Source organism: Roseococcus sp. SDR (genome assembly GCF_019083995.1).
Lineage (GTDB): Bacteria > Pseudomonadota > Alphaproteobacteria > Acetobacterales > Acetobacteraceae > Roseococcus.
Genome location: NZ_JAHRCU010000001.1, coordinates 325,341 through 345,889 on the forward strand (window position 1 = coordinate 325,341; position 20,549 = coordinate 345,889).

The following is a 20,549-nucleotide window of genomic DNA, read 5'->3' on the forward strand; positions in this document are numbered from 1 at the left end:
ACGCCGGTCAGGTCAAGCGGGAGATCACCTGAACACCAGGTCCGGCAGGAACATCACGATGGCCGGCACATAGGTGATGACCATGAGGCAGGCGAAGATCACCGCGATGAAGATGGGCAGGTAGCGCATCATCCGGTCGATGCTGGTGCCCGCCACCTGGGCCGCGGCGAAGAGGTTCACGCCGAAGGGCGGCGTGATCATGCCCATCGCCAGGTTCACCACCATCACCGTGCCGAAATGCACCTGGTTGATGCCCATCCGCTCCGCCGCCTCGGCCAGGATGGGGGCGAGGACGATGATGGAGGCCGAGGTCTCGACGAACATGCCCACCACGAAGAGGAAGGCATTCACGCCGAGCAGATACCAGGTGGGCGAGTCGAAGGTATGGACGATGAGTTCCGCCGCCGCGTCCGGCACGCCCTGGCGGTTCAGCAGCCAGGAGAAGAGGCCCGCACAGGCGATGATGAACATGATGACCGCCGAGCTGATCACCGACTTCTTGAAGATGGGGTAGAGGTCGCGCAGCGTGATCTCGCGGTGCAGGAACATGCCGACCAGCACGGCGTAGATGACGGCGATGACCGAGGCCTCGGTCGGCGTGGTGATGCCGCCATAGATGCCGCCCAGCACGACGAAGGGCATGAAGAGGGCGAAGCCCGCCTGCTTGGTCGCGGTCAGCACGGACAGCCGGCCCTCGCCGTCATTCTTCCCCCAGCCGGTGATGCGGCACCAGATGAGCACGGTCGCGATCAGCGCGCCGCCGATCAGGATGCCCGGCCCGAAGCCCGCCATGAAGAGCTCGGGGATGCTGGTCTGCGTGGTGACGCCATAGAGGATCATCGGGATGGAGGGCGGGATGATGACGCCGAGCTCGGCGGCTGTGGCCATCAGCGCCGCCGCGAAGGGCACCGGATAGCCCGCCTTGATCAGCGCCGGGATCATCACCGCGCCAATCGCGAAGGTGGTGGCGACGGAGGAGCCGGAGATGGCCGCGAAGATCATGCAGGTGACGATGCAGGTGGCGGGCAGCCCGCCCTGGATGCCGCCCACGATGGATTTGGCGAAATCCACGAGGCGGCGGGAGATGCCGCCCACATCCATCAGATTGCCGGCCAGGATGAAGAAGGGGATGGCGGCCAGCGGAAATCGGTCCAGCGCCACATAGAGCTGCTGGGCGGCCACGATCAGGGGGAAGTTGGTGAAGTTGGCGACGCCGATGACGGCCGCGATGCCGATGGCGACGGCGACGGGGATGCTGGCGGCAAAGAGCACCAGCATCGCGGTCAGCATGAAGCTGCTCATACGGCCATCTCCAGTTCTTCCGACCTGTGGTCGAGGAATTGCCCGAGTGCGCCCAGCACGGCGAAGGCCGCGCCGATGGGCAGCGCCGCATAGCCCCAGCTGATCGAGACCTCGAGGCCCGCCATCTCCTGGAACTTCACGCGCTCGGCCATGATCCAGCCGAACCAGAAGAGCACGCCCATCAGCGAAAGGTTGCCGGCGAGCACCGCGGCCTCGATGCCGCGCCGGACCGCGCCGCGCGAATAGCGATGCGCCATGTCGATGGAGACGAGGGAGCCGGTGCGGATCGCGGCGGCGAGGCCGAGGAAGGCCATCCAGACCAGCGCGGTGCGGACCAGCGCCTCGGACCAGACGGAGGGCGTCTCGGTGGCGAAGCGGGCCACCACCTGCCAGAAACCGGCGAAGACGGCGACGAGGAGGGCGGCCACCGCGATGGCGGTGGCGATGCCGGTGCTGATGCGGTCGGCCGCGAGGACGGCGCGGCGGATCCCCGCATGCGGGCCCGGGCCGGGCCGGCCGGCCCAAAGGGCTGCCAGGACCAGCGCGACGGTGCCGCAAAGCACGATCGCGAGCGGCGTGGTGTTCATGGGATTCACGCGGGTCCCCCCTCAAGCAAAAGGCCGCGGGGGGTGCGCCCCGCGGCCAGGATCGTCAGCGCTTCGGGCTTATTGCGCCGGGCGCCAGTCGCGGATGCGGCGCAGCGTGTTCGCGTCCATCGTCCGCTCCCACTCGGCGAAGGCGGGCGCCAGCGCTTCCTGGAAGGCGGCGGTGTTGACGGTGGTGATCACCGTCATGCCGCGGCGGCGAAGTTCCTCGACGCCCGAGGCCTCGTCGGCCGTCACGCGGGCGCGGTTGGCTTCCTGCGCGGCGCGGGCGGCGGTCATGAAATGCGCGCGATCCGCGGCGTTCAGGCGCTGCGTGGTGCCCGGGTTGCAGATCATCACGGCCGGCGAATAGACGTGGTTGGTCAGCGTCATGTAGCGCTGCACCTGGTTCAGGTTGTTCGCCACGATCACCGAGATCGGGTTTTCCTGACCGTCCACCGTGCCCTGCTGCAGCGCGGGCACCAGCTCGGAGAAGGCCATCGGCGTGGGCAGCGCGCCCAGCACCGAGAAGGCGCGCATATGCACCTGGTTCTCCATGGTGCGCACCTTGAGGCCGCGGATATCGGCCGGGGTGTTCACGTCGCGGCGGGAATTGGTCAGGTGGCGGAAGCCGTTCTCGGTCCAGATCACGCCGTGCAGGCCGCGCGCGTTGAAGCGGGCGAGGACCTGCTGGCCGATCTCGCTGTCCAGCACGCCGCGGGCATGGGCCGTGTCGCGGAACAGGAAGGGCACGTCGAAGATGCGGACCTCGGGCACGAAATTGCCGACGGGGCCGGTCGAGGTGAAGGTGCAGTCGATGGTGCCGATCTGCACGCTCTCGATCATTTCGCGCTCATTGTCGTTGCGCTGGATGACGATGCGGTAACGATTGTTCGTCAGCCGCTCGAAGGTCTCCTTGAAGGCGATGGGGCCCGCGCCGGTGTGGCTGTTGGGCGGCAGCGCGTGCTGGATGGTGATCTGGGTCTGCGCCGAGGCGGCGCCGCCCATCACGAGCGTGGCAAGCCCCGCCAGAAGGGCGGAACGGCGAATCAGGGACATGTTTACCTCCGGATTTTGTAAAACCGGGATACGTTATTAGGGTGCCTGCACGCAACATGGCCTTCGGCGCAAAGCTGTTCCATCTTGCCAATGAAGAGTTGAGGAACGCCCATGACCCTGCGCTGTGACCTGGTGATCCGTGACGCCACCGTCTTCGACGGGACGGGCGCGCCCCGTTTCCGCGCGGATGTGGCGGTGGAGGGGGACCGGATCGTGGCGGTGGGCGCGCTGGGCAGCGCCACGGGCCAGGAGGAGATCGAGGCGAAGGGGCTGGCCCTCGCCCCGGGCTTCATCGACGCCCACACCCATGATGACCGGGCCGTGGTCTGCGGCCCCGAATGCATGCATTGCAAGACGAGCCAGGGGGTGACCACTGTCGTCGTCGGCAATTGCGGCGTCAGCCTCGCGCCGCTGCGCCTCTCCAACCGCCCGCCGCCGCCGCTCGATCTTCTGGGCGATGAGAGCTGGTTCACGCTGGGCGGCTTCGGCGAATATGCCGAGGCGCTGGCGAAGAAGCCGACCTCGGTGAACACCTTCGCCTTTTGCGGGCACATGTCGCTGCGCGTGGAGGCCATGGCGGGCGATGTCTATCGCGCGGCCAATGACCGCGAGATCGCCCATATGCAGGAACGCCTGCGCGGCGCGCTGCGCGAAGGCGCGGGCGGCTTCTCCACCGGCCTCTACTACCCGCCCAATGCCCAGGCACCGACCGAGGAGGTCATCGCCATCGCCGAAGTGCTGCGCGAGGAGGGCGGCCTCTACGCGACCCATATGCGCGACGAGGCGGACCATGTGATGGACAGCATCCGCGAGACGCTGCGCACGGGGCGCGAGGCGGGCACGCCCGACAAGCCGCTCGAAGTCGTCATCAGCCACCACAAATGCAGCATGAGCGAGAATTTCGGCCGCTCGCGCGATACGCTGGCCCTGATGGACCGCCTCGGCCAGGACCAGCCGGTCGCCTATGACGTCTATCCCTATCCGGCGGGCTCGACGGTGCTGATGCCCGACAAGCTGCGCCAGGACGTGCCGATCCAGATCACCTGGTCCGTCCCGCATCCGGAGATGGCGGGCCGCAACCTGGACGACATCGCCCAGGAATGGGGCATGACCCGGCGCGCGGCGGCGGATCGGCTCCTGCCCGCCGGCGCCATCAGCTTCATGATGGACGAGGCGGATGTCCGCCGCATCATGGCGCATCCCCGCGCCATGATCGGCAGCGACGGCATCCCGCACGACGCGAAGCCGCATCCGCGCCTCTGGGGCACCTTCCCGCGCGTGCTGGGCATGTATGCCCGCGACCTCGGCCTCTTCACGCTGGAAAGCGCGGTCCACAAGATGACGGGCCGCACCGCGCAGGTCTTCGGCCTGCCGGATCGCGGTGTGATCCGCGCCGGCGCCTTCGCCGATCTCGTGCTCTTCGACCCTGCCCGTGTGCGCGACAACGCGACCTATGCCGACCCCATGCGGGTTTCGGACGGGATCGCGCAGGTCTGGTGCAATGGCGTGCGGACGCATGTCGAAGGGCAGGGGCCGGGCAGTGCGGCGCCTGGCCGCTTCCTCGGCAACCCACGTCGCAAAGCCGCCTGATGGCGTCACACCCGGAGGATTCGGCGGTCATGCAACCTGGCACCATCAAGCGGGCGGCCATGCTGGGCGCCGCGATCCTCGCGGGGGTGGCGTTGGTTGCGTCAGTCTGGCCGGATCATCGGCCGGTGACCGCGCTCGACACCTATCTCCGGCAGGGGCCACGCCAGGCGGGCGAGGCGCTGAAGCGCGAGGTGGACCAGCTCTCCCCGCGCGGGGCCGACCCCGGGCCAGCCATCCAGCGGCTCAATGCGCTGGGTTTCAGCTGCGCCGCGCCGGCGGGCGCCGCCGGGGAATGGAACTGCAACCTGCGCCGCCCCATGGAGAACCGGCAGATGCTCTCCATGGAGGTCATCCTCCGCGTGGACCGCGGCAACGTCACCGAGACGAGCGCGCGAATCTGGGAACAGGGCGCGCGCTGACCTTCACGAAAACGGAATTGATCCTTGAGCACCGCTGCTGAACGCCTTGTCGGCTTCCTGGTCGAACATGGCATGGACCGGGCCTTCTGCGTCCCGGGTGAGAGCTACATCGCGCTGCTGGACGCGCTGCATGACGCGCCGATGGACCTCGTCGTCTGCCGGCACGAAGGGGGGGCGGGTTTCGCCGCCATCGCCGATGCCAAGCTGACCGGCCGGCCCGGCGTCGTGCTGGTGAGCCGGGGCCCGGGGGCCTGCAATGCGGCGATCGCGCTGCACACGGCCGAGCAGGATGCGGTGCCGCTGATCCTGCTGATCGGCCAGGTGGAGGCGCGGGATCTGCGCCGCGATGCCTTCCAGGAGATCGACTACGGCCGCATGTTCGGCGGCTTCTGCAAATTCGTGGGCGAGGCGACGCGCCCCGAGCAGGTGCCCGAGCTCATCGCCCGCGCCTATGCGGCGGCCATGCAGGGCGTGCCCGGCCCCGTCGTGCTCTCGCTGCCCGAGGATGTGCTGGCGATGGAATGCGGTGTTGCCGCGCCCGCCATCATCCCGGCCCGGCCCGCTCTCCCGGCGCCCGCCGAAGTGGCGCGCATCTCGGATCTGCTGCACCTGGCCGAGCGGCCCATCCTGCTGGCGGGCCATGGCTTCGAGAGTGCGGAGGGGCGCGCGGCGCTGGCGCGCTTCGCGGCCCAATGGGAGGTGCCGGTCGCCGTCTCCTTCCGCCGGCAGGACCTCTTCGACAATGCCAGCCGCTTCTATGCGGGGGATCTCGGCCTGCGGAACCCGGACGCGCAGCGCGAGGCCTTCGCCGAAGCCGACCTCATCCTCGCGCTGGGCACGCGGCTGACGGACATCACGACCCAGGGCTATTCCTGGCCCGCCCCGGGCCAGCGCCTCGTGCATCTCTGCGCCGACCCCAAGCACCTCAACTGGCACTTCCCGGCCGAGGTGGCGATGACGGCCGATCCGGTGCAGCTCATGACGGTGCTGGGCGCGCCGGGGCGGCGCCCGCCGCGGGGCGAATGGATCGCGCGGCTGCGTGCGCTGCACGTGGCCGATTGCAAGGTGACGCCGCGCGACTGGCAGGATGGCCTCGCTTTCGCCGAGGTGGCGCAGGTGGTGCACGCGGCCCTGCCGGCGGATGGCATCATCACGCTCGATGCCGGCACCTTCGGCGCGCCCTTCTACCGCAAGGCGATCTGGCGGCCGGGGCAGCGGCTGCTGGCGCCGGTCTCGGGCGCCATGGGCTTCGGCGTGCCGGCCGCCGTCGCCGCCCTGCTGCGCGAGCCGGGGCGCACCGTGGTCTGCGGCGTGGGGGATGGCGGCATCCTGATGACGGGGGGCGAGATGGCGGTGGCGCTGGAACGGCGGCTGCCGATCAAGCTGCTTCTGTCGGAAAACCTCGGCTACGCCTCCATCCGCATCCATCAGGAGCGGCAGCATCCCGGCCGCGTCAGCGGCACCATGTTCGCCAATCCGGATTTCGCCCATTGGGCGCAGGCCTTTGGGTTGCCGGTCACGCGGGTGAACACGCGCCATGACTTCGAGGCGATGCGGGCGGCCATCGCGGCGCCGGGGCCGGCGGCGATCCTGGTCAAGACCTCGATGCAGGCGGTGCTTCCCCATGCAGCGTGAGGCTCTTGCCCAGCTGGCGCCGACAGGCGTGCTGCGCGCCGCCATCAACATGAGCAACTTCCTGCTGGTCACCGGGCGCGGCCCGGCGGGCGAGCCGGATGGCGTCTCGCCCGGCATGGCGCGCGCCATCGCCGACCGCCTCGGCGTGCCGGTGCAGTACATGCCCTTCCCGCGGCCCGGCGAGCTGGCCGATGCCGTGGGCAGCTGGGATATCGGCCTGATCGGCGCCGAGCCGCAGCGGGCCGAGAAGATCGCCTTCACGCCGGCCTATGCCGAGATCGAGGCCACCTATCTGGTGCGGGGCGATTCCCCCATCACAGAACTGGCCCAGGTGGACCGGCCGGGTGTGCGCATCGCGGTGACGGCGCGCGCGGCCTATGACCTCTGGCTCGCGCGCAATATCCGCGCGGCGGAACTGCTGCGGGCCGAGAGCCTCGACGGCGCCTTCGAGCTGTTCCAGCGCGAGGGACTCGAGGTGCTGGCCGGCCTGAAGCCGCGGCTGCTCACGGATGCCGAGGCGCTGCCGGGCGCGCGGATCCTGGAGGGCAACTTTACCACGGTGCAGCAAGCGATTGGCACGGCCCGGGCGAATGCGGCCGGCGCCGCCTGGCTCGCGGAGTTCGTCGCCGAGGCGAAGGCGAGCGGCTTGGTGGCCGGCCTGATCGAGCGGCACGGGGTGCGGGGGCTTTCCGTCGCACGTTGAGAATGGCCCAGCCGGCAGGCAGCCTGCCCAAAAAATCGTCGATTCCTCCGCTGCTTGCGTTGCGCGCCAGAAAGATCATGCCACGTGACATTGACTTGGTTTGGAAACTCACCAGTTTCTGCAATGATACTTCCAGGGTGACCGACATGACGCCTGTGACCGCACGAGCTGCCGCCTCGCCCTCCCGCCTCGCGATGTTCTGGGCGGCCGCGCTGCCCGCCGCCGGGCTGGCCCTGCTCCTGGCCGGTTGCGACGATCCGAAGGTGGGCGCCGCCCAGGCCCAGGCCCCGGCCCAGCCGCCCGCACCCGTCGCCGTCACCGTCGTCACGATCGAGCGGCGGGAAATCCCGGTCACCTCCACGCTGCCCGGACGCACCGCGCCGCTGCGCGTGGCGGAGATCCGCCCCCAGGTCGGCGGGCTGCTGCGCGAGCGCCTCTTCACCGAGGGCGAGTCAGTCGCCGTCGGCCAGCCGCTGTTCCAGATCGATCCCGCCCCCTTCGAGGCGGCGGTGCGCCGGGCCGAGGCGAACATCACCCGCATGGAAGCGGCCGAGCGCGTGGCGCAGAGCACGGTGAACCGGCTGCGCACCCTCGCGCGTTCCCAGGTGGTGAGCGAGCAGAACCTGGAGAATGCCGAGACCACGCTGCGCCAGGCCCAGGCGGATCTGGTCTCGCTCCGCGCCACGCTGGAGACGGCGCGGATCGACCTGAACCACACCCGCGTCGCCTCACCCATCGCGGGCCGCACGGGGCGTTCGACCGTGACGCCGGGCGCGCTGGTGACCGCGAACCAGCCGACCGCGCTGGTGACGGTGGCGCAGCTCGATCCCATCCTGGTGGATTTGACGCAGCCCGCCGCCGCCCTGCTGCAGCAGCGCCGTGATGTGGAGAGCGGCGCGCTCCGCCGCCCCTCGGCCGATCGCGCGACGGCGCGCCTCATCCTGGAGGATGGCTCGGAATATCCGCATCCGGGCGAGGTGCAGTTCGCCGAGGTGATCGTGGACCAGGGCACCGGCTCGGTCACCATGCGCGCCGTGTTTCCCAACCCCGACCAGCTGCTGCTGCCCGGCATGTTCGTCCGCGCCCGCGTCGAGGAGGGCGTGACCGACCGCGCCCTGCTGGTGCCGCAGCGCGCCGTGCTGCGCACGCCCCGCGGCGAGCCCATGGCCTTCGTGGTGAATGCCGAGGGCGTGGTGGAGAGCCGCATCCTGCGGGCCAACCGGGCGCTGGGCAATGACTGGATGGTGACCGCCGGCCTGAACCCCGGGGACAAGGTGGTGGTGGAGGGGCTGCAGCGCATCCGCCCCGGCACGCGGGTGCGGGCGACCGAGCGCGGCCAGGCGGCGAGCTAGGCCCGCCCCATGGCCCGCTTCTTCATTGACCGCCCGGTCTTCGCCTGGGTCATCGCCATCGGCATCATGCTGGCCGGCGTGCTTGCGCTGCGGGGCATGGCCGTCTCGCAATATCCGGCCATCGCGCCGCCCACCATCGCGATCAACGTGACCTTCCCCGGCGCCTCGGCCGAGACGGTGCAGGCGACGGTGGTGCAGGTGATCGAGCAGCAGCTCACCGGCATCGACAACCTGCTCTTCTTCGACAGCCAGACGACGAAGGACGGCCAGGCGCGCATCCAGCTCACCTTCGCGCCCGGCACCAATGCCGACACGGCGCAGGTGCAGGTGCAGAACCGCGTGCAGCTCGCCGTGCCCCGCCTGCCGCAGACGGTGCAGCAGCAGGGCATCCGCGTCGTGAAGTCGGCCGGCAACTGGATGATGATCGTCGGTTTCTACACGACCGATGGCAGCATGGAGCGCCTCGACATCACCGACTTCCTGGCGGCCAATGTGCAGGACCCGATCAGCCGCACGCCGGGCGTGGGGGATTTCCAGGTCTTCGGCGCGCAATTCGCCATGCGGATCTGGCTCGATCCCGCGCGGCTCATCAATTTCGGGCTCACGCCCTCCGACGTCGCGGCCGCCGTGCGCGCGCAGAACGTCCAGGTCTCGAGCGGCGAGATGGGCGGGCTGCCGGCGGTGCCCGGGCAGCAGCTGAATGCCACCATCATCGGCCCCTCCTACCTGCAAACCACCGAGGATTTCGGCGCCATCCTGCTGCGCGTGCGCGCCGATGGCTCGCAGGTGCGGCTGCGCGACGTGGCGCGGCTCGAGATCGGCGGCGAGAACTACGCCATCACCACCCAGCTCGATGGCCGCATCTCGAGCGGCATCGGCATCCGGCTGGCCAGCGGCGCCAATGCGCTGGATACGGCCGCCGCCGTCCGCGCCACGGTGGACCGCCTGCGCCCGAGCTTCCCGCCCGGCCTCGAGGTCACCTACCTGCAGGACACGACGCCCTTCGTGAAGCGCTCGGTCAAGAGCGTGATCATGACGCTGATCGAGGCGGTGGTCCTCGTCTTCCTCGTCATGCTGCTCTTCCTGCAGAACCTGCGCGCGACGCTGATCCCGACCATGGCGATCCCGGTCGTGCTGCTGGGCACCTTCGCGGTGCTCTCCGCGCTCGGCTTCAGCATCAACACGCTCACCCTCTTCGGCATCGTGCTGGCCATCGGCCTTCTGGTCGATGACGCGATCGTGGTGGTGGAGAACGTCGAGCGCGTGATGGCGGAGGAGCATCTTTCGCCGATCGAGGCCACGCGGAAATCCATGGACCAGATCACCGGCGCGCTGATCGGCATCGGCCTCGTGCTCTCGGCCGTCTTCCTGCCCATGGCCTTCTTCGGCGGTTCGGTCGGCGTGATCTACCGGCAATTCTCGGTGACCATCGCCACCGCCATGGGGCTTTCCGTGCTGGTCGCGATCTTCTTCACGCCGGTCCTCTGCGCCACGATGCTGAAGCCGCACAAGCCGGGGCAGGGGACGCGCGGCTTCTATGGCTGGTTCAACCGCGGCTTCGACCGCACGACGAATGGCTATCTCTGGGGCGTGCGCGCCAGCCTGCGCCGCCCGGCGCGGATGATGCTGGTCTACGTCGCCCTGCTCGGCGCGCTCGGCTATTCCTTCCTGCGCCTGCCCGGCGGCTTCCTGCCGAATGAGGACCAGGGCATCGCCTTCGTGCAGGTGACCGCCCCGCCGGGTGCGACGGCCGACCGCACGCAGCGCGCGCTGGACGATGTCGGCCGCTACCTGCGCGAGGAGGAGGGGGCCGTGGTGGACAGCCTCTTCGCCATCAACGGCTTCAGCTTCGGCGGGCGCGGGCAAGCCTCCGGCCTTGGCTTCATCACGCTGAAGGACTGGGATGAGCGGCGCGGGCCGCAGAACTCGGTGAGCGCGCTGACCGAGCGCATCAATCGCCGCTTCGCCACCTATCAGGATGCGCTGATCAGCGCTTCCTCGCCGCCCGCCATCCGCGAGCTGGGCAATGCCACCGGCTTCTCCTTCCAGCTGCTGGATCGTGGGGGCATGGGCCACCAGGCGCTGATGGAGGCGCGGGACCAGCTGCTGCGCCTCGCCCAGGCCAGCCCCATCCTCTCCCGCGTGCGCGCCAACGGGCTGAATGACGAGGCGCAGTTCCGCCTCATCATCGACTGGGAGCGCGCGAGCGCCCTCGGCCTCACCATCACCGAGATCAACCAGACGCTCTCCACCGCCTGGGGAGCGACCTACGTCAATGACTTCATGGATCGCGGGCGGATCAAGCGCGTCTTCATGCAGGGCGCGCCGGATGCGCGCATGGTCCCCTCCGACCTCGACAAATGGTATGTCCGCAACGCGCAGGGGCAGATGGTGCCCTTCTCCGCCTTCGGGCGCGCGGAATGGCGCTTCGGCTCGCCGCGGCTCGAGCGGTTCAACGGCATCCCTTCGCGCGAAATCCAGGGCGGGCCGGCCCCCGGCTTTACCACCGGCCAGGCGATGGAGGAGATGGAGCGACTGATGCAGCAGCTCCCACCCGGCTTCGGGCATGAATGGAGCGGCATCTCCTTCCAGGAGCGGCAATCCTCCGGCCAGGCGCCGGCGCTCTATGCGATCTCGCTGATCGTGGTCTTCCTCTGCCTCGCGGCCCTTTATGAGAGCTGGTCCATCCCCACGGCGGTCATGCTGGCCGTGCCGCTTGGCGTGCTGGGCGCCGTGCTCGCCTCGCTGTGGAAGGGCATGGCGAATGACGTGTATTTCCAGGTGGGGCTGCTCGCGACGATCGGGCTGACGGCCAAGAACGCCATCCTCATCGTGGAATTCGCGCGCGAGGGCTTCGACCGCGGGCTTTCCCTGGCCGAGGCGGCGACGGAAGCCGCGCGCCAGCGGCTGCGGCCGATCATCATGACCTCGCTCGCCTTCACGCTGGGCGTGGTGCCGCTCGCGATCTCCTCCGGCGCGGGTTCGGGCGCGCAGAACGCGATCGGCGTGGGGGTCATCGGCGGCGTGGTGGCGGGCACGGTGCTGGCGATCCTCTTCGTGCCGCTCTTCTTCGTGCTGATCCTGCGCCTCTTCCGCACGCGCTCGGCGGTGGAGAAGGCCGCGGCCCCGGCCAAGGCGGCCCCCGCCAAGACGGCGCCGGCGGAGTAGGGCGCGTGAGCGAGGTGATGCCCGCCCGCGCGCGCTGCCGGCCGGGGCCCAGCCCCATGCCGGAGGCGGCGCGGCGCAACGCGCTCATGGAGGCGGCCACCACCGTCTTCACGCGCGACGGCTATGCCGCCGCCAGCATGGACAAGGTGGCGCAGGAGGCGGGCATGTCCAAGCGCACGCTCTATCGCCTCTATCCTTCCAAGGCGGCGCTGTTCGAGGCGGCGATCCAGGATTCGCTGGTGCCCGCCCAGCTCGATCTCGAACTCGCCCCCGAGACGGACCTGCGCACCGGCCTGGCCGTGATGCTGGAGGCGGCGGGGCGGCATCTTCTGGCGCTGCGCCGGACGGGCATCTTCCGGCTGGTCATCGCGGAGCAGGGCCGTTCGCCCGAACTGGCGGAAAGCTTCCACCGCGTGCTGGTCCGCCGCGGTTCGACCGCGCTGCAACGGCTGATCGCGGCCGAGATGGAGCGCGGGCGGCTGCGGCGGGGGGATGCGGATGCCGTGGGCCGCATGCTCTACGGCATGGCCTTCGGCTCCGTGCAGATCCGTCTGCTGCTGGGGCTGCGCCTCGTGCCGCCGCCCGAGGAAATCGCGGGCCTGGCGCGCGCGGCGGTGGAGGTCTTCCTGGACGGGATGCGGCCCGAGGTGAACGCCCGGCGCCTCTCGGTCGCGGCCAGCTGACGGCCGGCCGCGGCCTCAGGCGAGGCCGAGCCGCGCGTCACGCCGGCGCAGCAGCGCCACGATGGGCAGGGCCAGCAGCACCATCCAGGCCTTCCCGATGACCTGGCCCGAGAGGTAGTCCAGGCTGCCGAAGGCGAGCCAAAGGAAGATCACGCTGTCCACCACCAGCCCGACCAGGGAGGAGGCGGCGACGGCCAGCACCAGCCCGCGCTTCTGCAAGGGCGTATAGACGCCGAGATCCACCAGCTCCGACAGCAGGAAGGCGACGGTGGAGGCGATGACCAGCGCGGGCGGGGCAATCCAGGCCGAGAGCACGGCGCCGAGCGCGATGGCGCCGATCGCCCAGTTCACCCCGAGGCGGCGCTGCACCAGGTCCCGCAGCACGAGCGCCAGGCCGATCATCAGCACGCCCGAGGGCGCCATGATGCCCGGCGCCACCGGGATCAGGCAGGGGCCATTGGGCACGCAGAATGTCCCGGCATTGCCGATCAGCCAATTGGCGGCGGGGATGCAGAGGGCGAAGGCGAGAAGGAAGGCCAGGCCTTCAAGGCGCGTGCGGGTCATCATGCGCGCCCGCATAGGCCGCCCAGCCCTTGGCGCGCAAGTCACAAGCGGGGCATTCGCCGCAGCCATGTCCCCAGGGGTGGAGGGTGGCGCGCTCGCCCTTGTAGCACGAATGGCTTTGCACGCGGATCAGCTCGACCAGGGCCGGGCCGCCCAGGCGTTCGGCCAGGCGCCAGGTTTCGGCCTTGTCGCGCCACATGAGCGGCGTGTGCAGCACGAGGCGGGTCGCCATGCCGAGGTTGATGGCGGCCTGCAGCGCCTTGATCGTGTCATCCCGGCAATCGGGGTAGCCCGAGTAATCCGTCTCGCACATGCCGGCCACGATGTGGCGCAGGCCGCGGCGATAGGCGAGTGCGGCCGCGAAGGTCAGGAAGATCAGGTTGCGGCCGGGGACGAAGGTGTTGGGCAAGCCATCCTCGCGGAGCGCGATCTCGGCTTCGCGCGTCAGCGCCGTTTCGCTGAGCTGGCCCAGCACGCCGAGATCGAGCGTGTGGTCGGGGCCGAGGCGGGGGGAGGCCATGCCGGCGCGGAGCTTCTCGCGGCAGGTGAGTTCCACGGCGTGGCGCTGGCGGTAGTCGAAGCCCAGCGTCTCCACATGGGGGAAGCGGTCCAGCGCCCAGGCGAGGCAGGTGGCGGAATCCTGGCCGCCGGAAAACAGGACAAGCGCGCCGTCGCTCATGGGTCGAGTTGCTCCACAGCCCAATGGGCGGCCTCGGCCACCACGGGGTCCGCATCCTCGCACAGGCGGCGGGCCACGGGCAGGAGGGAAGCATCGCCACTGTTGCCGATGGCGATGAGCACATTGCGGGTGAAGCGGTTGCGGCCGATGCGCTTGATGGGCGAGCCCGCGAAGCGCGCGCGGAAGGCGGCATCATCCAGCGCGGCCAGTTCGGCGAGGGGCGGCGCCACCTCGCCGCGCGGGGCGAATTGCAGCTCGGCCGCCGCGCGGGCGAATTTGTTCCAGGGGCAGACGGCCAAGCAATCATCGCAGCCATAGATGCGGTTGCCCATGGCGCGGCGGAATTCCTGCGGGATCGGTCCGTGATGCTCGATGGTGAGGTAGGAGATGCAGCGCCGCGCATCCAGCCGGTAGGGCGCGGGGAAGGCGGCGGTGGGGCAGGCATCCAGGCAGGCGCGGCAGGAGCCGCAATGGTCCGTCTCCGGCGCGTCGGGCTCGAGCGCGAGGGTCGTGTAGATTTCGCCCAGGAAGAGCCAGGAGCCATGCGTCCGGCTGACCAGGTTGGTGTGCTTGCCCTGCCAGCCGAGGCCGGCCTGGGCGGCGAGCGGCTTTTCCATCACCGGCGCCGTGTCCACGAAGACCTTGAGCGCGCTGCCCTTGAAGTGCCGCGCCATCCACTGGCCGAGGGCCTTCAGGCGCTTCTTCACCACGTCGTGATAGTCGCGCCCCTGGGCATAGGCGCTGATGGTGGCGCGGCTTTGCTGTTTCAGGCTGGCCAGCGGGTCGTAGTCCGGGCCGTAATTCTGGCCGAGGGCGATGACGCTGATGGCTTCAGGCCAGAGCGCGCGGGGCTGGGCGCGCTGCTCGCGCCGCGTCTCCATCCAGGCCATGCCGCCATGGGCGCCGGATTCCACGAAGGCATCGAGGCGGGCGCGGGCGGATTCGGGGAGGAGGGCCTCGGTGAAGCGGACGGCGTCGAAGCCGAGGCGCAGGGCCTCGTTCCGTATGGCGTCCTTGGGGCTCAAACCTTCGGCAGGATGGCCGTCGCCTCGATCTCGACCTTGGCCTCCTCCTCCACCAGCGAGACCACCTGCACCAGCGTCATCGCCGGGAAATGGCGGCCCATCACGGCGCGGTAGGCGGGGCCGAGCTCGGCCAGGCTCGCGCGGTATTCGCCGATATCCGTCACATACCAGGTGAGGCGGGCGATATGCTCGGGCTTGCCGCCCGCCTCGGCCAGCACGGCCACGATGTTGGAGAGCGCCTGGCGCACCTGGGGCACGAAGCCCTCGGCGAAGCGGCCGGCCGCATCCCAGCCGATCTGGCCGCCGATGACGACGAGGCGCCCCTCGCCCATCAGGCCATTCGCATAGCCCTTGGGGGCGGGCCAGCCCTTGGGCTGCAGGTTGATCAGGCTCATGGGGCAAGGCTTTCGCAGGCGGCGGCGTAGCGCGCAAGGGCGGCGCGCAGATCCTCCGGGATGGGCTTGGGGCGGGCGGTGTCGAGATCCGTCGTTGCGTTCACGAAGCGGAAGCGGACCAGCTCCGTCTCGCCGCGATGGGCGTGCAGGGTGGTGGCGTAGGAAGCGCCGCCGATGCGGGTGATGAGCGGCGTGAAGACCACATGATCCCCCATGCGGCCGGGCGAGAACCAATCGGCCTCGGCATGGACGAAGCCGGTGCCGGTGCGGCGCTCACCATGGATGTGGTGGAAATCGAGTTCGAGCGTCTGTTCGAAGAAATCCTCGATCGCGGCATTGGCCAGCGTGAACCAGGCGCCGAAGAAGGCGATGCCGGCGGGGTCGCAATCGGAGAAGCGGATGCGGCCGGGGATGCGCGCGGCGGCGGCGGCCAGGGCCGAGGCCGCGAGGGGTGTCGGTCTGGTCATGTCACCTCCGATGACTGAAGCGCGCTTGTCGCGCTGAAGTCTGAATCGGCGGTGCTCATGGGCTTCGCAGCGCAAAGCGCTGCAGCTTGCCGGTGCCGGTGCGTGGCAGGCTCTCCGCGAAGATCACGCGGCGCGGATATTTGTAGGGCGCGATGGTCGCCTTCACATGCTCCTGCAGCGCAAGCCGCATCGCGTCATCCGGCGCATGGCCCGGGTGCAGCACCACATGCGCGGTGACGAGCATGCCGCGCTCGGCATCGGGCGTGCCCACCACGCCGCACTCGCGCACGGCCGGGTGCGTCAGCAGCGCGGCCTCCACCTCCGGGCCGGCGATGTTGTAGCCGGAGGAGACGATCATGTCGTCGCTGCGGGCCTGGTACCAGAAATACCCGTCCTCATCCTGGATGTAGGTGTCGCCGGTGATGTTCCAGCCATGCTGCACATATTTGCGCTGGCGCGGATCGGCGAGGTAGCGGCAGCCGGTGGGGCCGCGCACGGCGAGCCGCCCGGGCGTGCCGCGCGGCACCTCGCGGCCCGCTTCGTCGATCACCCGCGCCTCATAGCCCGGGACGACGAGGCCCGTGCTGCCGGGGCGGATCTTCTCCTCGGGTGCCGCGATGAAGATGTGCAGCATCTCGGTGGCGCCGATGCCGTCCATGAGCTTGAGGCCGGTCTTTTCCTGCCAAAGGTCGAAGATGGGCTTGGGCAGCGCCTCGCCGGCCGAGACGCATTTGCGGAGTGCGCTGATGTCCTGGCCTTCGACATGCGCCGCCATGGCGCGATAGGCGGTGGGCGCGGTGAAGCAGATGGTGGCGCGATGGGCCACGATGGCGCGCAGCAGATCCTCGGGGCCGGCGCGCTCCAGCAGGATGGCGGTCGCACCCACGCGGAAGGGGAAGAGGACCAGGCCGCCGAGCCCGAAGGTGAAGGCGAGGGGCGGCGAGCCGATGAAGCGGTCCTTCGCGTCGGGCTTCAGCACCTGGGCCGAATAGGCATCGCAGATGGCCAGCATGTCCCGGTGGAAATGCATGGTGCCCTTGGGCTCGCCCGTGGTGCCGGAGGTGAAGCCGATCAGGCAGGTCTCATCCGCGGCGCTGTCATGGGCGGTGAATTGGTCGCTGGCGGCGGCGCAGCGGGCTTCCAACGCGCCATCGCCCCAGGTGAGGATATGGCGGAGATCCGGTGCGTCCGCGCGTTGCAGCTCGTCCAGCAGGCGCGCATCGCAAAGCGCGTGGGTGATGCGCGCCTTGCGGGCGATCTCGCCGATCTCCTTCGCGCGCAGCAGCGGCATGGTGGCGACGACGATGCCGCCGGCCTTGAGCACGGCGAAATAGGCCGCGACCATCCAGGCATTATTGGCCGAGCGCAGCAGCACGCGGTTGCCAGGGGTGAGACCCAGCTCGCCCACCAGCACATTGGCGATCCGGTTCACGCGCGCGGCGAGTTCCGCATAGGTCAGCGTCTCGGCGGGTGTCACGATGGCCGGGTGGTTCGCGCGGGTTTCGAGGTTGCGGTCCAGCAGCTCCACCGCGCAGTTCAGCCGGGCGGGATAGGGCAGAAGCTTGAAGTCCGGCCATTCCTCGCGGGGGGGCAGGTTGTCGGCCGCGAAGCTGTCCATCCTCACATCCTCTCCCGCTCGGCGCGCGCGATGATGACGCGCTGGATCTCGGAGGCGCCCTCATAGACGCGCAGGGCGCGGACCTCGCGCGTCAGCAATTCGGGCGCGGAATCGGTGACGACGCCGAGGCCGCCATGCAGCTGCGCACAGGCATCGGCGATGCGGCCGGCCGCTTCCGTCGCGTGCAGCTTGGCCATGCTGGCCTCACGCGACACGCGGGGCGTGCCCTGATCCTTCAGCCAGGCGGCGCGGTAGGTGAGGAGGGCGGCGGCTTCCACATCCAGCGCGGCGTCGGCGATGGCGGCCTGGGTCATCTGCTGGTCGAAGAGCGGCGCGCCGAAGAGCTTGCGGCTGGTGGCGCGGTGCAGCAGCAGATCGAGGCCGCGGCGCGCGAAGCCGAGCGCGGCTGCGCCCACCGTGGCGCGGAAGACATCCAGCGTGGCCATCGCGATCTTGAAGCCATCCCCCGGCGCGCCGATGCGATGCGCGTCCGGCACGCGCACGCCCTCGAAGCGCAGGCGGGCGAGCGGATGCGGGGCGGAGACCTGGATGCGCTCGGCCGTCACCAGCCCCGGCGCATCGCCCGGCACCCAGAAGGCGGTGAGGCCCTTGGCGCCCGGCGCCTCGCCCGTGCGGGCGAAGACGACATGGCTGCCGGCGATGCCGCCATTGCTGATCCAGGTCTTCTCGCCCTCGATCCGCCAATGGGCATTGCCGTCGCGGCTGGCGGTGGTGGCCAGCGCCGCGACATCGCTGCCGGCTTCCGGTTCGGAGAGCGCAAAGGCGGCCAGCGTGGTGCCGGCGCGCACGCTGGGCAGGACCAGCCGCTTCAGTTCCTCGCTGCCGAAAAGCGTGATGGGCCCGGTGCCGAGGCCCTGCATGGCGAAGGCGAAGTCGGCCAGGCCCGAATGCCGCGCCAGGATCTCGCGCGCGAGACACAGGCTGCGCACATCCAGCGCGCCGGACTCCGGCACGGCCATGCGGAGAAGGCCCGCTTCACCCAGCGCGCGGGCCAGCGCGCGCGTGCTGCCATCGGCGTCGTGATGATCGGTCAGGCGCTCGGCATGCGCTGCCGCCCAGGCCTCGACCTCCGCCGCGAATTCGCGGTGGCGTACCTCGAAAAAGGGCCAGTCGAGGAAGCTACGGTCCGCCATTAGCGTCGCACCATGCGATTCACGCTGCGCTCCTCGGCTCCGCCTGCGGTGCTTCGCGATCGCATGGTCAGTCGCCCCGGAAAACCGGGGTTTGCTTGGCGGCAAACGCCTCATAGGCGCGGCGGAAATCCTGGGTGGTCATGCAGAGCGCCTGGGCCACCGCCTCGGCCTCGATCGCCTGCTCCACGCCCATCGCCCATTCCATGGCGAGCATGCGTTTCGTCATCCCATGGGCGAAGCCGGGCCCGGCGGCGATTTCGGCAGCGAGTGCCGCGGCATCCTCGGCCAGGTTTTCGCTCAGGCGGTTGAAGAAGCCCCAGCGCTCGCCCTCCTCGGCGCGCATCGCGCGGCCGGTGAAGAGCAATTCGCTGGCGCGCCCCTGGCCGATGATGCGCGGCAGGATGGCACAGGCCCCCATGTCGCATCCGGCCAGGCCCACGCGGTTGAAGAGGAAGGCGACGCGCGCGCGAGAGGTGGCGAGGCGGATGTCGCTCGCCATGGCGATGATGGCGCCGGCGCCGGCCGCGACACCATCCACGGCGGCGATGATGGGCTGCGGGCAGGCGCGCATGGCCTTCACCAGCTCGCCCGTCATCGCGGTGAAGCGCATCAGGCCCTTGGTGTCGCGCTCCAGCAGCGGCCCGATGATCTCATGCACATCGCCGCCCGAGCAGAAATTGCCGCCGGCACCGGTGACGATGAAGACCTTGGCCCCGTCGTCCTCGGCCCCGGCGCGGAAGATCCGGACCAGTTCGGCATAGCTTTCGAAGGTCAGAGGGTTCTTCCGCTCCGGCCGGTTGAGCGTGAGGGTGATGACGCCGCCCGCCTCGGTCAGTTGCAGGTGTTCCGGCACATAGCGGGCGAGGGGGGTCATGGCGTGTCGAGGCTCTCGCGGATGGAGGATTTGGCGCGGCCCAGCAGGCGGTGCAGCTCGGCGCGTTCGGTGGCGGTGAGCTCGCCCAGCAGTTCGGCGATCCAGCCCTCATGCGCGCGGGACTGGCGGGCGAATTCGCGCGCACCCTTGGCGGTGAGGCGCAGGCGGAAGGCGCGGCGATCCTCGGCATCCAGGCGGCGCTCGATCAGGCCCTCGGCTTCGAGGCGTGTGGCGAGGCCGGTGACATTGCCGTTGCTCACCATCATCCGGCGCGAGACATCGCCGAGCGTCAGCCCCTCGCCATTGCGGTCGAGGGCCGCCAGCAGGTCGAAGCGGGGGAGGGTGGTGGCGAATTCCTCGCGCAGGCGGCGGCGGATTTCGGTTTCGATCAGCGTGGCGCAGGTGAGGAGCCGCAGCCAGAGGCGCAGCGAATCCTTGGTGCCGGGCGGCGCATGGGCGAGCTGCGTCTCGGCATCCATCAGACCTCACCCCCGCTGACGGGCAGCGCCGTGCCATGGATGCCGGCGGCGGCGGATGTGCAGAGGAAGACGGTGACGGCGGCGATTTCCTCCGGCTGCAACAGGCGGCCTTGCGGATTGTGCTTCGCCAGTTCCGCGCGCGCGGCGGCTTCGTCCATGCCGGTCTTGGCCTGGATCACGGCCAGGCTCTCGGCCAGCAGCGGCGTCTCGGTGAAGCCGGGGCAGATGGCGTTGACGGTGACGCCCTTGGCCGCGACCTCGAGCGCCAGCGCGCGGGTGAAGCCCAGCAGCGCGTGCTTGGCCGCGACATAGGGCGCCACATAGGCATAGCCTTTGAGCGCCGCGGTGGAGGCGATGTTGATGATGCGCCCTTGGGCTGCCGCCAGCATGCCGGGCAGCACGGCGCGGGAGAGGGCGACGGCCGACATCACATTGGTCTCGAAGGCCGCGCGGAAATCGGCGTCGCTGGTCTTGAGGAAGGGGGCACTCACGGCGGCACCGGCCGCATTCACCAGGATCGTCACGCGCGGCAGGGCGGGCGGCGCCGTCGCATCGCCCGGCAGCGCCGCGTCCGCCTCGCCGCGCGCCACCGCGGCTTCCAGGGGGCCTGCCCGGCGACCCAGGATGGTGACATGCGCGCCGGCGGCCTTGAGCGCGCGGGCACAGGCGAGCCCGATGCCCGTGCCGCCGCCGCTCACCAGGGCGAATTCTCCCGCCAGCTCCTGCATGTTTTAAGCTTAAAGCATTGCGGGGCGCCTCCGTTCAAGCATATTTTGGCGACGCAGCCTGATGGAGAGCT

Annotated in this window: 20 protein-coding genes; 7 read left to right on the forward strand and 13 right to left on the reverse strand. The window is 69.9% G+C overall.

What is annotated here, in order from left to right; all coding sequences use genetic code 11:
• Nucleotides 1–24: 24 nt before the first annotated feature.
• From KTR66_RS01645 to dctP, 3 genes are all read right to left on the reverse strand, one after another.
• Nucleotides 25–1,302: a TRAP transporter large permease gene (locus KTR66_RS01645; protein ID WP_213609678.1), complete on the reverse strand. Its 1,278-nt coding sequence runs from the start codon at nt 1,300–1,302 to the stop codon at nt 25–27.
• Nucleotides 1,299–1,889 carry a TRAP transporter small permease gene (locus tag KTR66_RS01650; protein ID WP_213609922.1) on the reverse strand — a complete coding sequence of 197 codons (591 nt, stop codon included), beginning with the start codon at nt 1,887–1,889 and terminating at the stop codon, nt 1,299–1,301. Before KTR66_RS01650 ends, KTR66_RS01645 begins: the two co-directional genes overlap by 4 nt.
• Nucleotides 1,890–1,967: 78 nt before the next feature.
• Nucleotides 1,968–2,945, reverse strand: coding sequence for a TRAP transporter substrate-binding protein DctP (dctP, locus tag KTR66_RS01655; RefSeq protein ID WP_213609681.1), 978 nt, complete (start codon nt 2,943–2,945; stop codon nt 1,968–1,970).
• Between the two features lie 111 nt (nt 2,946–3,056).
• Between dctP and KTR66_RS01660 the strand changes: the two genes are divergently transcribed.
• The 7 genes from KTR66_RS01660 to KTR66_RS01690 all read left to right on the forward strand — a co-directional run bounded on the left by KTR66_RS01660 (nt 3,057) and on the right by KTR66_RS01690 (nt 12,495).
• A complete protein-coding gene (locus tag KTR66_RS01660) occupies nt 3,057–4,535 on the forward strand; it encodes an amidohydrolase family protein (protein WP_213609683.1) in 1,479 nt (492 codons plus the stop codon).
• Between the two features lie 29 nt (nt 4,536–4,564).
• On the forward strand, nt 4,565–4,954 hold the full coding sequence (locus tag KTR66_RS01665) for a hypothetical protein (protein ID WP_213609685.1): 390 nt from the start codon (nt 4,565–4,567) through the stop codon (nt 4,952–4,954).
• A 24-nt stretch (nt 4,955–4,978) separates the two neighbouring features.
• Nucleotides 4,979–6,589: a thiamine pyrophosphate-binding protein gene (locus tag KTR66_RS01670; RefSeq protein WP_213609687.1), complete on the forward strand. Its 1,611-nt coding sequence runs from the start codon at nt 4,979–4,981 to the stop codon at nt 6,587–6,589.
• Nucleotides 6,579–7,292: a transporter substrate-binding domain-containing protein gene (locus KTR66_RS01675; RefSeq protein ID WP_213609689.1), complete on the forward strand. Its 714-nt coding sequence runs from the start codon at nt 6,579–6,581 to the stop codon at nt 7,290–7,292. The genes KTR66_RS01670 and KTR66_RS01675 overlap by 11 nt, the downstream gene beginning before the upstream one ends.
• A gap of 146 nt (nt 7,293–7,438) precedes the next feature.
• Nucleotides 7,439–8,644 (forward strand): efflux RND transporter periplasmic adaptor subunit, encoded by a 1,206-nt coding sequence (locus KTR66_RS01680; protein WP_213609691.1) that lies wholly within the window; start codon nt 7,439–7,441, stop codon nt 8,642–8,644.
• Between the two features lie 9 nt (nt 8,645–8,653).
• Nucleotides 8,654–11,812 (forward strand): efflux RND transporter permease subunit, encoded by a 3,159-nt coding sequence (locus tag KTR66_RS01685; RefSeq protein WP_213609694.1) that lies wholly within the window; start codon nt 8,654–8,656, stop codon nt 11,810–11,812.
• A gap of 5 nt (nt 11,813–11,817) precedes the next feature.
• Nucleotides 11,818–12,495 (forward strand): TetR/AcrR family transcriptional regulator, encoded by a 678-nt coding sequence (locus tag KTR66_RS01690; RefSeq protein WP_213609696.1) that lies wholly within the window; start codon nt 11,818–11,820, stop codon nt 12,493–12,495.
• Between the two features lie 15 nt (nt 12,496–12,510).
• Here the strand turns inward: KTR66_RS01690 and KTR66_RS01695 are convergent, their stop codons facing one another.
• The 10 genes from KTR66_RS01695 to KTR66_RS01740 all read right to left on the reverse strand — a co-directional run bounded on the left by KTR66_RS01695 (nt 12,511) and on the right by KTR66_RS01740 (nt 20,478).
• A complete protein-coding gene (locus KTR66_RS01695; RefSeq protein ID WP_213609698.1) occupies nt 12,511–13,062 on the reverse strand; it encodes a VUT family protein in 552 nt (183 codons plus the stop codon).
• Entirely contained in the window at nt 13,040–13,738 is a 699-nt protein-coding gene (gene queC, locus KTR66_RS01700; protein WP_213609700.1) for a 7-cyano-7-deazaguanine synthase QueC, read from the reverse strand. The genes KTR66_RS01695 and queC overlap by 23 nt, the downstream gene beginning before the upstream one ends.
• Nucleotides 13,735–14,763 carry a tRNA epoxyqueuosine(34) reductase QueG gene (gene queG, locus KTR66_RS01705; RefSeq protein WP_213609702.1) on the reverse strand — a complete coding sequence of 343 codons (1,029 nt, stop codon included), beginning with the start codon at nt 14,761–14,763 and terminating at the stop codon, nt 13,735–13,737. Before queG ends, queC begins: the two co-directional genes overlap by 4 nt.
• Nucleotides 14,760–15,158 (reverse strand): RidA family protein, encoded by a 399-nt coding sequence (locus KTR66_RS01710; RefSeq protein WP_213609704.1) that lies wholly within the window; start codon nt 15,156–15,158, stop codon nt 14,760–14,762. The genes queG and KTR66_RS01710 overlap by 4 nt, the downstream gene beginning before the upstream one ends.
• Nucleotides 15,155–15,625, reverse strand: a complete 471-nt coding sequence (locus KTR66_RS01715; protein ID WP_213609706.1) for a thioesterase family protein — start codon at nt 15,623–15,625, stop codon at nt 15,155–15,157. The genes KTR66_RS01710 and KTR66_RS01715 overlap by 4 nt, the downstream gene beginning before the upstream one ends.
• A 55-nt stretch (nt 15,626–15,680) precedes the next feature.
• Entirely contained in the window at nt 15,681–17,243 is a 1,563-nt protein-coding gene (locus KTR66_RS01720) for an AMP-binding protein (RefSeq protein ID WP_213609708.1), read from the reverse strand.
• A gap of 2 nt (nt 17,244–17,245) precedes the next feature.
• Nucleotides 17,246–18,397 (reverse strand): acyl-CoA dehydrogenase family protein, encoded by a 1,152-nt coding sequence (locus KTR66_RS01725; protein ID WP_213609710.1) that lies wholly within the window; start codon nt 18,395–18,397, stop codon nt 17,246–17,248.
• Between the two features lie 67 nt (nt 18,398–18,464).
• A complete protein-coding gene (locus KTR66_RS01730; RefSeq protein ID WP_213609712.1) occupies nt 18,465–19,271 on the reverse strand; it encodes an enoyl-CoA hydratase family protein in 807 nt (268 codons plus the stop codon).
• Entirely contained in the window at nt 19,268–19,750 is a 483-nt protein-coding gene (locus KTR66_RS01735) for a MarR family winged helix-turn-helix transcriptional regulator (RefSeq protein WP_213609714.1), read from the reverse strand. The genes KTR66_RS01730 and KTR66_RS01735 overlap by 4 nt, the downstream gene beginning before the upstream one ends.
• Complete coding sequence (locus tag KTR66_RS01740) at nt 19,750–20,478, reverse strand: SDR family NAD(P)-dependent oxidoreductase (protein WP_213609716.1); 729 nt, start codon at nt 20,476–20,478, stop codon at nt 19,750–19,752. The genes KTR66_RS01735 and KTR66_RS01740 overlap by 1 nt, the downstream gene beginning before the upstream one ends.
• Nucleotides 20,479–20,549: the final 71 nt, after the last annotated feature.